Annotated in this window: 6 protein-coding genes and 1 pseudogene; 5 read left to right on the forward strand and 2 right to left on the reverse strand. The window is 34.4% G+C overall.

From position 1 onward, the window contains the following. From Q0783_RS09425 to Q0783_RS09435, 3 genes and pseudogenes are all read left to right on the forward strand, one after another. Positions 1–1,325, forward strand: a pseudogene (locus Q0783_RS09425) (hypothetical protein); the annotation flags it as partial. Between the two features lie 75 nt (positions 1,326–1,400). Next, entirely contained in the window at positions 1,401–9,617 is an 8,217-nt protein-coding gene (locus Q0783_RS09430) for a T9SS type B sorting domain-containing protein (protein WP_298894639.1), read from the forward strand. A 22-nt stretch (positions 9,618–9,639) separates the two neighbouring features. After that, positions 9,640–10,644: a type IX secretion system membrane protein PorP/SprF gene (locus tag Q0783_RS09435; RefSeq protein ID WP_230935149.1), complete on the forward strand. Its 1,005-nt coding sequence runs from the start codon at positions 9,640–9,642 to the stop codon at positions 10,642–10,644. 9 nt (positions 10,645–10,653) lie between these two features. Here Q0783_RS09435 and Q0783_RS09440 read toward each other — a convergent pair whose 3' ends face one another. Beyond that, positions 10,654–11,094, reverse strand: coding sequence for a hypothetical protein (locus Q0783_RS09440; protein WP_298894640.1), 441 nt, complete (start codon positions 11,092–11,094; stop codon positions 10,654–10,656). A 175-nt stretch (positions 11,095–11,269) separates the two neighbouring features. Beyond that, positions 11,270–12,136 (reverse strand): winged helix-turn-helix domain-containing protein, encoded by an 867-nt coding sequence (locus Q0783_RS09445; RefSeq protein ID WP_298894641.1) that lies wholly within the window; start codon positions 12,134–12,136, stop codon positions 11,270–11,272. 128 nt (positions 12,137–12,264) lie between these two features. Here Q0783_RS09445 and Q0783_RS09450 point away from each other — a divergent pair, with 128 nt between their 5' ends. Further along, positions 12,265–12,843 (forward strand): YceI family protein, encoded by a 579-nt coding sequence (locus tag Q0783_RS09450; protein WP_298894642.1) that lies wholly within the window; start codon positions 12,265–12,267, stop codon positions 12,841–12,843. Beyond that, positions 12,840–13,436 carry a hypothetical protein gene (locus tag Q0783_RS09455; RefSeq protein WP_298894643.1) on the forward strand — a complete coding sequence of 199 codons (597 nt, stop codon included), beginning with the start codon at positions 12,840–12,842 and terminating at the stop codon, positions 13,434–13,436. Before Q0783_RS09450 ends, Q0783_RS09455 begins: the two co-directional genes overlap by 4 nt. Positions 13,437–13,451: the final 15 nt, after the last annotated feature.

Genomic DNA, 13,451 nt, shown 5'->3' on the forward strand with positions numbered 1-13,451 from the left:
TAGCTGAACAGAAAGCTAAAGAAGAAGCTGATGCTAAAGCAAGATTATTAGCTGAACAGAAAGCTCAAGAAGAAGCTGATGCTAAAGCAAGATTATTAGCTGAACAGAAAGCTCAAGAAGAAGCTGATGCTAAAGCAAGATTATTAGCTGAACAGAAAGCTCAAGAAGAAGCTGATGCCAAAGCAAGGTTATTAGCTGAACAGAAAGCTCAAGAAGAAGCTGATGCCAAAGCAAGGTTATTAGCTGAACAGAAAGCTCAAGAAGAAGCTGATGCTAAAGCAAGACTATTAGCTGAACAGAAAGCTAAAGAAGAAGCTGATGCTAAAGCAAGATTATTAGCTGAACAGAAAGCTCAAGAAGAAGCTGATGCTAAAGCAAGGTTATTAGCTGAACAGAAAGCTAAAGAAGAAGCTGATGCCAAAGCAAAAGAGGAGTTAATTACTAACCCTCAAGATGAGCTCGGGAAGTCTATGTATGCATTAGCGCTAGAGACAGAGAATTCTAAAACAACTCAAAATGAATTATTGAAAAAATTCGATGATATTGTCGCTATTAAGGATAAAGATTTAAAAGATTTAAAAGAAGAAAATGATTTAAGCGAACAAGGTATTGCAGTGACGCCAAAACCATTTAAAAGTATTACTGCCGAAAATAACGCCTTAAATGCAATCAAATCTGATTTAGACGCTGTTATTAAAAAGCGAGGCGAAGACATTGAAAAGCTAAAAGAATTATATGAAGACAAATACGAAGCGGCTACTATAACTAATGATGAAGTGTATTTGTATTACCAAAAAGCATTAAAACGTCTAGAAACAGAACAATTAAATGCTTTAGAAGCGAAAGTTACATTAGAAACGCGATTAGAAGATATTAAAGTAGCAACCGAGTTTGAAAGACGACGACGAATCAAACGTGCTGCTTTCGATAATGAAGACGAGCGCTATGCTCAAGATAGAGCGACGTTACAAAACATTAAACAATCTACTGGATTAAGCAGCACGCCGCTTAAAACTGAAGATTTTGATTTTGGAGAACAGCAAAGTGATAATATTCAAATTCTCGAGAATGTAACCAATGTTGAGAATGGATACTATTTAATATTAGCTGTACATAGTGACGTTAAGAAAAGAGATGACTTCTTGAGAAAAGTTGTTGCCTCTGGACGAACAGATATAGACTTTTTCTATGATGTCAACACAAGTAAATATTACATTTATTACGATAAGTTTGATTACATAGAGGCTGCAAATGAAGGATTAAAATCAAAAGGAAACAGACCGTATAACGGTAAAATGTCTATTGCAAAAATTGAGAATAAATAATAAGTAAGTTATGGCCCAATTCCGAGTTCAGAGATTGCCCTGTCAATGAAAAAGGAATTATAAATTTTAAATATCATGAAAAGACCTACATTTTCTAAAATCACCATCATTGTTTCATTACTATTTTTTGGTCTTATATCATATGCCCAAAATTACGAACCTTTTACACCACGATTTAATGAGGATTTAAAAGGAGATATTGTACTTATTGGAAATAATATATTAGGGCCAGACAATAATGCATTCAATGATAATTCTGTATACAATCACAATGTTAATATGCAATATATTGATATTGATGGTGATGCATCTACTTTTAGTTCGTCAAGTGCGGATCTAGAAATTCCAAATCCAAATTGTTATAGAATTATTTATGCTGGTTTATATTGGGGAGCTGTTAATCCAGGAGATGAACCGATTACTGAAGTAAAGCTCAAAGGACCTGTTGGAGGGTATAACGATATACAAGGTACTATTATTTATGATGCCAATGGAACGACTGTTGATGGAGGTGATAGTTTTTCTTATGCATGTTTTGCAGATGTAACAGCGATTGTAACAAGTTATGGTTCAGGAGTTGATTTAGGAACGTATACAGTTGCTAACGTTTCTTCTGGTTTAGGAGAAACAGCAAACTTTGATCCATATAATGGTACTGGACAATCTGCTGGTTGGTCATTGTTCATAGTCTATGAAGATCCTACACTTCCTGGTAAGTCAATTACTAGTTTTGATGGCTTTAGTGCAATTAGTGTGCCTGGCAACAACCCAACTTTAGATATTCCAGTTGACGGATTTAGAACGGTCCCTGCTCCTGCTCCAGTTAGAGCAAATTTTGCTTTTGCTACGTTAGAAGGTGATAGTCCTATTTTGGGAGATCGATTACGACTAAATGGTGTTAGTTTATCGACTGTCGATAGACCTGAAACTAATTTCTTTAATAGTTCGGTAACACGACTTGATGCTACACCTGTAGATAATAGAGTTCCTAATAGCACCAATACCTTAGGTTTTGATACAGGAACTATTGCGATTCCAAACCCAGGAAATACTGTTATAGCCAACGATGCCACTTCAGGGGTGATTAGATTAGAAACCAGTGGTGACACTTATTTTCCATACTTTTTTGCCTTCGCTGTTGAGATTATTGAGCCTAATATTGTACTAACTAAAATCGTAGAAGACGATGCAGGTAATGACATTGGAGGTCAAACCGTAGGTCTTGGTTCCTCATTAAACTATGTCATTGGTTTTCAAAATACAGGAAATGATAATGCTACTAACTTTCAAATTAGAGATATACTTCCAATCAATATTATTTTTAACTACCCTGACGATTTAGTATTACCTCCTGGTGTTACTGTTGCCAGTTATAATCCAGTAACACGAGAGATTATATTTGATATTGAAGATTATTTAGTTGAAGAAAATGATCCTGTATATGAAATTCGCATTGAAGTACAAGTGGTTGATTCTTGTGGTGAATTAGCAGATGCATGCTCAAATATCATTAATAATCAAGCATTCGCTACATATAACGGTTTTTTTAATCCTACGTTCCAAATTACAGATGATCCAAGTTTAAATAGCAATACAGGCTGTTTATTATCTCCACAAGCTACTAACTTTTTAGCTGATCTAGATTGTACGTTTATAGAAGATATTATTTTATGTGGTTCTAGTGTAGAACTAACTGCTGCCAATGGATACGATTCGTATTCTTGGTCAACAAGTCCAACAGGAACACCAGTCATAGGAACAACACAAACAATTACTGTTACCAATGTTGGTACTTACTATTCATTTAATACAGCCATCGCACCTTGTCAATCTATTGAGCAGGAATATCATGTAGAACTTTTTGGAGGTAATATTGAAAATCCGGTAATACCTTATGCAGATGAAGTAGTGACCTGTCCAAATGATGGAAAGTTACTACCAAATATATTTTTATGTGGTGCCAATGATTCTAGGTTTATTGAAACAAATATCACTAGTGCAACATCAATTATTTGGGAACAATTAGATGAATCTAGTTGTCCTGCTGTAACCGATCCAGATTGTGCTAATGAAGATGATACATGTACGTGGAATCAAGTGGGTGATGGACCAGATTTCTTAGCTAATACATCAGGTCAATTTAGGCTAACTATAAATTTCTCAGGTGGTTGTTTTGTGCAATTTTACTTTAATGTTTATCAGAATTTATTAAATGCCGATGTTATAGCTACAGATATTATTTGTACAACTCCAGGAACAATAACAGTAATTGATGTACCATCTGGTTATGAGTATAGTCTTGATGATATTAATTATCAAACGAGTAATGTATTTACAGTAAATACTCCGGGATTATATACTGTATACATAAGACAAATTGGCGTACCAACAAACCCATGTGTATTTACTGTTCCAGATGTTCAAATTAGAGATCGTGATTTTACAGTGTCTACAACAATTCTTCAGCCATTGTGTAATGGCGATTTAGGAAGTATACAATTGGCCGCTAATGATGTAGATCCACAATATTCATTCTCATTATTTGAAGGTGGCACATTAGTCAATAGCGTTGGGCCAATTATGGAAAACACATATACATTTGCTAATTTGAATCCTGGAACATATACAGCTACAGTTGAAACTGAAAATGGCTGTATTTATTCTGAAGATGTCACTATTGTTGAGCCGCCATTGTTAACGGTTACAGCAGCAATTACAATTCCTTTAACATGTACAGATGGAGAAATTACTGTATATCCTGAAGGCGGGACACCTCCATATTTCTACTTTGTAAATGGTTCTACAGATTTTCAAACAGTACCAGAAATTGTTGTTACTACGGCAGGAACATATGACATAACTGTAGTTGATTCTAATAATTGTAGTGCTAGTACATCAATAATAGTAGATCCGCTACCAGAACCTGAATTCAATATAGTAACAACAGATATATCTTGTTCTGGAGAAACAGGTAGTATCAATATAAATGTAACTGCAAGTAATGGTTATGCATTAGAATATAGTATAGATGGTGGAGCATCCTTTTTCAATTCACCAGTATTTCCCGGTCTTGCTGCAGGCGATTATGATGTTGTAGTACAATATTCTATTGGTGCATCTGTATGTGCCTCAGTACCGCAAACAGTTACTATAATAGCCAATGACGCGATATCTGGCACTGCCGAATTAGATGCGCCTTACACATGTACATCTAATGGAACAATTATAGTTACAGGTGTTACAGGTGGAGATGGACCATATACATATAGTATTGATGGTGTTACATTTCAAGCTAGTAATACGTTTACTGGTTTAACAGATGGAACATATACAATTACTATACAAGACACTAATAATTGTACTGCTATTACAAATGAAATAACTATAGACTCATTAAATCCTCCAACAGATTTAATGTTTGACAACTCTCCTATTACATGTCCGTCAAATACAACTACAGTTACCATAACAGGAACTACTGGTGGTACTGGAGTTTTAGAATATCAAATTATTGCTCCAGCGGCTAGTGCTACACCATACCAAACATCTAACAGTTTTGCTGGATTAGAACCTGGAACCTATACATTTCAAGTACGAGATGAAAATGATTGTGTGTATACTGAATCTTATACTATAAATCCAATTCCAACTCCTACAGTAAATGTAGTATTAACTCAAGATTTAAATTGTACAGTTACACCAGATGCTATTATAACAGGAAACATTACAGGAACAGCTCCATTTACCTATGCGGTATCTATTAATGGTACGGCATATGCATCATTAGGCACTACTGGAACATCATTTACATATACAACAGCAATAGACGGAACATATCAATTTGAAATTACAGATGCCAATGGTTGTATTGCAGAATCTAGTGTAATAACAATAGAACCTTTATCGCTTCCTAACTTAAGTGTTGTAGTACAATCTGAACAAATTCTTTGTAATGGAGATTCTAATGGAGCTATAGATATTACAATCGATACTACGGTAGGGACACCTCCATTTACTATAAATGTGAACAATGATACAACTGGAACAAATTATGGATCTCAAACATCAGGATTACCAGCTGGTTCATATACTGTTACTGTTACAGATGCAAATTCTTGTACAGCTAACGAAGTTATTGTCATTAGTGAACCAGATCCTATAGTTGTAGATTATACTACAGTAGATATTAGTTGTGGACCAGGTGGTGTATCACAAGGTTCTATAATTATTAACTCTGTTACTGGTGGAACAGCACCTTATAATTATTTTGTTACTGGAACAAATGGTTATGCCAACTCTGAGCTTAATGCAACAGGCTCTACCTCTGTTAGTTTTGATGTCGTAGATTTTGGATTATATGAAATTAATGTTGTAGATGCCAATGGTTGTTCTGTATTAGAACAAGATGTACTGGTTGCCTCCCCTCCAACCGATCTAGATATCTCAGTAACTGCTACTGTAGATTGTCTTACTGGTGGAGAAGCAGTAGTAAGTGTTGGATCTACCTTAACTAGTTCTGGTCCATTCTTTTTCAGTATATATCAAGGTCCTATTTCAGTATATCCTAATCCGCCAGGATCATGGATTCCAGAAGATACGCCTGGTAGTGAATCTGCAACATTTACTGGTTTAACTTCTGGTGTTACTTATACGTTTATAGTTTATGACGCCTCAACTAATTGTAGTTATTATGAACCAGCGACAACACCAATTCCAACAAATTCAACGTTGACATTGAGTGCAGTTAGTTCAAATAATATTACATGTACTGGAAGCGATGATGGAAATGTGTCATTTACAATTAATAGTGTCTATGGAACTGCAGTAAACGTCAACTATGAAATTTTTGATGCATTAACCTTAGCATCAACTGGTATAACAGGTTCTGGCAGTGTTCCAGCTGGTGGTTCACTTACTGTAACCGATTTAGGACTATTACCTTTTGGTAATTACTTTGTTTCTATTACTGAAACATCTGGAGCAAATTCTGGTTGTGGTGTAGTGACTGCGCCTTTCAATATAACTGAATCTGCTATCTTATTGAACTTAGATGTTTCTATAGATCAAAATGCAAATTGTAATACAAACTCTGGAGTGATTAGTGCGATTGCACAAGATGGTACTGCTCCATATCAATACCAAATAACTACTACCGCTGCTGCGCCTTTAGCAACAGATGCTGGTTGGGCTTCAGCAAGTACATTTAACGTAGATGCCGGAAACTATTATGTACATGCTTTAGATGCTTATGGATGTGTTGTTTCAAGTCCTGTTGTGGTTTTACCAATGGATACGACGCCTGTCATTTCTGCTACAGTTACTAACTTATGTACTGTAACAGAAGGAAATTTTGAAATAGACGTTACTTTAGATACTCCAGGTATTGCACCATATAGTTTTAGTATAGATGGTGGCGCTTTTCAGACACAAACAGTTCCATTTACGATATCTAATTTATTCTCCGGAACGCATACAATTGAAATACAGGATGTCAACGGATGTGGTAACTTAGTATCAGTTGATATTCAAGCACCATTGACATTGACTCCAAGCATTACAGGATTATCCACATGTAACGATGATGATGGCGAAATTACCTTGGTAACAACAGGAGGTTCAGGAACGTATACATACAGTATAAGTCCAAACCCTGCATCCATTAGTTTAAGTGGAGATGTGTTTTCTGGTGTGCCATCAGGAGTTTATACAATTACTATTACAGATACTGTAACTTCATGTACAGAAGAAACAACAATATCAATACCAGAAGCTACACCTCCATTATTTACGACAACACCAACAGGAGTCACATGTTTTGGGGATAATTCTGGGTCATTTGATATAGACATAAATGGTTATACAGGAACTTATACTTATGAAGTATTTGACAGTTTAGGTGCTTCAGTTACTGGAGTGGTAAATGCTAATACATCTACCAATCCATTAACTGTATCAGGAATGTCAGCTGGAACGTTTTCAGTAGTTATTACTGAAACAGAAAGCCCTTTCTGTTCTGCTAATTCAACTGTAGTTATTGCTTCACCTTCTGAGATCTTGGCATTAACTGCCAATGAAACATCTAATGTAACTTGTGATAACAGTCAAGGAACTATAACTGCTATTGCAACTGGAGGTTGGGGTGATTATGAATATGAATTAACAGGAGATGCTACTGTGGCGTATTCTTCAAATGGTACCTTTACAGATTTATCTGCAGGAAATTATACAGTAAACGCTAGAGATGCTGAAGGCTGTATTGTATCTGTTGATGTTACGCTTACAGAACCAACACCTATAAACGCTACATTTACACCTAATACATCAGTATTGTCATGTTTTGGAGATCAAGATGCATCAATAACGATTACTAATGTTACTGGAGGTCAAGGAACAGAATATATTTACACCTTAAATACTATTCTACCTACACCTAGTACATCTGGTCCACAAACGACAAATGTATTTAGCAACTTAGGAGCAGGAACATACTCTGTTACTATAACTGATAGCTATGAATGTTCTTTAACTTCGATTGATATCGTTATTACTGAACCTACACCTATTCAAGCTAGTTTAGTCACTGCAACAACTCAAACATGTTTAACTGAATCGACATTGACATTAAGTGCTTCAGGAGGAACTGGTATTTACACCTATAGTAACGACAGTTCTTTCACAACTATATTGGGAACATTTAATTCGTCTACTACATTCTCTGTGCCACCTGGTACTTATCAATATTATGTAAGAGATGCTAATGGTTGTATTGCAAATGTATCTAATGAAATTACTATTGATCCGCTTCCAGATTTAGAGATAAACTTACAATCAACAAATCCAACAATAAATTGTGCAGGTGATAACAATGGATCTATCGTAGCAACAGCTCAAGGTGGATTAGGAGATTATGTGTACACTTTAGAAGATACACTTGGTAATACAATTCCAGCAACACAAAATAGTCCTGGGATATTTACAGAACTTATCGCCGGAACTTATGTTGTTACCGTTGTAAGTGGTGATTGCAATACAGCTACAGCTCCAATAACTATTACAGAGCCAACTGCTCCACTAGAAGTCGATTTCGTTGTAAATGATGTGACTTGTAGTGGAAATGATGATGGTGTATTAGAAATAAATGCTACTGGAGGAACAGGAATCATTAAATATGCTATTTCACCACAATTAGATCAATTTTTTGAGACCAATATTTTTGAAAATTTAGCCCCTGGTACTTACGATGTTATTGTGCAGGACGTTTTAGGTTGCTATGTCACTTTTGATTTTACTATCAATGATCCTCAACAAGTGATTCTTAGTATTGTTCCAGATTCATTATTTGAAGAAACTTGTGAAGGAGAAGGCAATGGTGAATTTAGTATTGATATTTCTGGAGGAAGCTTACCATACAGTGTGAGTTTAGATACTTATGATGGTCCATATACCACTGGAGCGGCTGGTCAAACTATTTTTGATTTTACCGGATTAGGTGGTGGTGACCATACGGTATACGTGCGTGATGCTCAAGGTTGTGAATCTGAGTGGAATATTACCTTCCCAGAATCGGTGACAATTAACCCTGTTATAGAAATTGAATACTTATGTGAGAACAATGCACTTACTAACACAGTTACAGTAACCGTAGATGAAAGTATTACTGATCTTTCACAATTAGATTACTCTTTAGATGGAGGACCTTACCAAATTAGTAATGTATTTACAGATGTACTACCAGGTACAGATCATTATATCGATGTTAGACATACTAATGGTTGTATTCAAACAACAGAATTATTTGACATAGAAGACTATGCACCAATATCATTGGTTTTAGTTGAAGGTGATGAGGCTGGAGAGATCATTGCAAATGCTGCCGGAGGAACTGGTGTGTATCAGTTTACTTTTAATGATGAAGATTATGGTGATACTAACGTATACTATGTAACAGAATCTGGTGTCTATACTGTTGTTGTTACAGATAGCGCTGGATGTGAAGCTGTAGCTGTAATTGAATTAGAAATTTTAGGGCCTTGTATTCCTAATTATTTCAGTCCGAATGGTGATGGCGTAACCGATACTTGGTCTCCAGGATGTACTGAAGATTTTCCAAACCTAACCTTTGACATTTTTGATAGATACGGTCGTAAAGTTGCAACCTATCGTGTAGGTGAATACTGGGACGGAAGATATAATGGAACAGAATTACCAACAGGTGATTATTGGTATGTAGTTAGACCAAATAATCCAGCAGTAGCTAAAGAGTATGTTGGACATTTTACACTTTACAGGTAATAGATTTAAAACAATTATTGAAATGAAAAATATCAAACTATATATTCTCTTAATGTTCTGTTCATTTAGTTTTGGACAAGAGCTAAACTTGCCTGTATGGACTCAATACTTAGCAGATAATGATTTTATTATCTCTCCTACTTATGCAGGAATTGGAGATAATTTAAAAATACGAGCTAACGGACTTACGCAATGGGTAGGTATTAAAAATGCACCAGACAATCAAGCTCTGTATGCCGATTTCAGAATTGCTAATCAATCTGGCATTGGTGTATCTATGTATAATGACAGAAATGGTAATACACGTCAAAAGGGAGCTAAGTTCTCGTTTGCACATCATATCATTCTAGACTATACATCTAAGCAATATTTTTCATTTGGTATGTCATACAATATCAATAGCTTTCGAATTGATATTGAAAACTTTCAGCCTACAGAAGAAATTCCTATTGTAGATCCTAGTATTACTGATGATAGATCAGTAACCAATCATAATTTTGATGTGGGCTTACTTTACCGTTGGGACCGTTTTTATCTTAGTGTTAATGCAAATAATATATTAGAGAAGAAAATTGATGATTTTACGGGTTTTGAACCTAATAATCTTTTAAACTTTCAAGCCTATACTGGATATGTATTTGGTAACAAACGAAATAATAGTGTTGAGTTTGAACCATCAGTATTTTTTCAATTGTTTAATAGTGATGGACGTTCTGCAACCGATTTCAATTTTAAATATAGAAAGTTCAATAGATCTGGTGATTACTACTGGGTTGGTGCTTCATATCGTTTCTTAAATGATCAATTTTTGAAACCATTAAACTTTGGTCCTATGGCAGGAATCATGAAGAATAGATTATATTTTGCCTACTCATACCAATTGACCATTAATGACCTTTCTGGATTTAACTCAGGTACGCATAGTATTACTATAGGATTAGATTTCTTACAAGGCATTAGTAATTGTGCTTGTACAAAAGGTACAAGCTATAGAAAGTATAAGAATAATGGTAATAATAGAAACTAAATACCTCTACTAAACTAGCATGTTATTGAAATAACTAATTAGTATCGTTACACTATCAACCTGTTCTTGTGTAGGAGTTGCAACTTCAACTGCTGTATCGACAATTGTTTGCCAACCAAGACCAGCCGTAAATACTGGTATTAATTGCATCCACTTTGGCCTATTTGCATCAAAGGCCTTTCTGTATACCGTTGGAAAAGCAACAATAGATACAATTAAAGCAAATACAACAAAATAATAGTCTTGATATACTTCACTAGGAGTACCAAAGTTTCTTGCTTCTTTATAAAACGCATAGAAAGGTTGAATGAGGACACCAGCGAAAAGTGCCAACCATTGAAAAATTGCTTTTGGTCCAGTTGACGGGTCATTCTCTCCTTGTACATCAGATTTAAAAATTGAAGTGTTCTCTCTATTTCTGTAAAGAGAAAAATAGTTTTGTGAAGCCATAATATATTGATTTAAGATATTTACATAAACTAATTATAACTCATGTAATAGATACACACGAGTACTGTTTTTGTTGGCCATTACCGACCTTTTAAATTCTTAAATAGGGAGAGATACAACACTGATTTTCAGTGCTTACTTCAAATATAATGTTTTTTTTATAATTGACGATGGGTTAACTAACTTCTAGCTTATACCCCACACCATGAACATTGGTGAGCTTTATAGCATCATCATCTTTTAGCTTTTTTCTTAACTTGGAAATATACGTGTCTAAACTTCTTCCAACAAAAACACCATTGTCTTCCCATACTTTTTTAGTAAGTTCATCACGCTTGATGATTTCATTTGGATGAGCAACAAATATTTCTAAAAGCTCACATTCTTTTTTAGATAAACTAATTTCTTCTGCTTCTTTGACCAATTTGTTTTGCTCTGGATAAAACCGGAAACGACCTATCGACGTATATTTTTTATGATCATTTTCTGATACTATTTCACGTTTTCGTTTTGAATAGAAACTATCAATTATGAATAAGATCACAATTGATAATAAAAGATAAAATAAGTTCTTTCTATTAAAAAATGAGGTCACGCGTTTGAAAAATGTAACTTCAATGGTATAACATCCATTAGTTAAATAACGTCCATTACACGGTATAATCGTACTTTCCTCTTCCTTGCTCATCTGATAACTATAAGCAACTTCTTGATCTAAACACTGTAATACTTCTACTCTATAATGCTTTGGAAGTTGAGATATATTAAGTGTACTATCAATAATGGTCACCAAATTATTTGGTTCAAATGAAAGTTGCTCATTAAATGATACTTGATACTTATAATCGCTCAATTTTTTTACGGGTAAAATCAATGATGTAGAATCTTGATTGGATAATAATAATTGATTTCCAACCTCACGTAATGAAATTTTCACACGCTCAGTAAACGCTTCATTTTTCTTATCTGAATTAGATAATATCCATCCAATAATCACTAGGACAATTAAAACAGTATAGGTGTAAATTCTTTTCTTGCTCATAATTTCCTGTAAATAACATACAATTTCATGACTTTTTGCAACTCTTGACACTTCTTTTACACTTTTTTGACACTTTTTGCCAAAGCTGCCGATAGTTTTACATCCAGTATTAATCAAAAACAAAACTTATGAAAACTCGTATGTTATTACTTATTACAGCTATTTGCTCATTATCATTTAGCTACGCTCAACAGAAATTAACTATAGACACATCAAAAAGTGAACTAAAATGGTCTGGTGAGTATACTTTTTATTTTGGAGGACACAACGGAACTATTGATTTTAAAAATGGTCACTTTATAAAAACTGGAGATGCTATTACAGGTGGCGAATTTACTATAGATATGAACAGCATTACATGTGACGATATTAAAACTGCAGATGCTAATGAAAGTCTTGTTAATCATTTAAAAGATCCAGACTTTTTTGATGTTGCGAAATTTTCCGAAGCCATACTAAAAATTACCAATGTGACGTATCACGATCCTACTCATATGAAGATTTTTGCAGATTTAACCATAAAAGGTATTACATTGCCGATAGAATTTCAAGCTGAAGTTGATTTCGAAAAAGAACAAATGACCACTAGGTTTAAAATTGATAGAATGCGTTGGGGAATTAACTATAATAGCAAATTGAGAGATGGTGCCATTTCTGATGCTATTGGTTTTGAAGTCACACTTAATTTAAAAAAACTAGATGAATGAAAAAAGCAGTACTGATTATCGGGCTTCTACTCTATTCTTTTTCTATTAATGCTCAAGAAGAGCAAGAAAAAGGTGTATTTGTATCTGATACGACTTGGTTAAAAGAAATCATAAAATTCCCGCTAGGTTTTGCCCCAGAAATAAAATACGAAGGTTATGAAGATCTCAGATTTGCAAAGAAATGGAGAGATAAAGACCATCCAGATTTTTGGTGTTATACTTTCGTATGGCATATTAAAGGCATTCAAAAGTTTACAGCTAAGGATCTAGAAGAACAAATGGGATTTTATTATGATGGACTAATGAAAGCCGTAAATAAGAAAAAAGATTTTGAAGTCCCTAAAACCACTACTCTCATTATAAATACTAAGGGAAATGGTTATGATAATGCCGATTTTGTTGGAAAATTAAATGTTTACGATGCATTCAATACTCAAAAAATGATAACTTTAAATCTATTGGCTAAGGTTCATAATTGTGAAGAAAATAATACATCAAATATCAGTTTCAGATTATCACCTCAAGACTTTGAAGGAAATATATGGGAAAAATTTAAAGATATCGAACTTAGGGATAATGTTTGTGAGGATTGATTATATTTATAAAAT

The organism is uncultured Psychroserpens sp. (assembly GCF_947500255.1).
Taxonomy (GTDB): domain Bacteria; phylum Bacteroidota; class Bacteroidia; order Flavobacteriales; family Flavobacteriaceae; genus Psychroserpens.

Bases quoted from the DNA above. Each gene is read 5' to 3' on its own strand.
- Q0783_RS09430 (WP_298894639.1), top strand. From the start codon at position 1,401: ATGAAAAGACCTACATTTTCTAAAATCACCATCATTGTTTCATTACTA.
- Q0783_RS09440 (WP_298894640.1), bottom strand. From the start codon at position 11,094: ATGGCTTCACAAAACTATTTTTCTCTTTACAGAAATAGAGAGAACACT.
- Q0783_RS09450 (WP_298894642.1), top strand. From the start codon at position 12,265: ATGAAAACTCGTATGTTATTACTTATTACAGCTATTTGCTCATTATCA.
- Q0783_RS09445 (WP_298894641.1), bottom strand. From the start codon at position 12,136: ATGAGCAAGAAAAGAATTTACACCTATACTGTTTTAATTGTCCTAGTG.
- Q0783_RS09455 (WP_298894643.1), top strand. From the start codon at position 12,840: ATGAAAAAAGCAGTACTGATTATCGGGCTTCTACTCTATTCTTTTTCT.
- Q0783_RS09435 (WP_230935149.1), top strand. From the start codon at position 9,640: ATGAAAAATATCAAACTATATATTCTCTTAATGTTCTGTTCATTTAGT.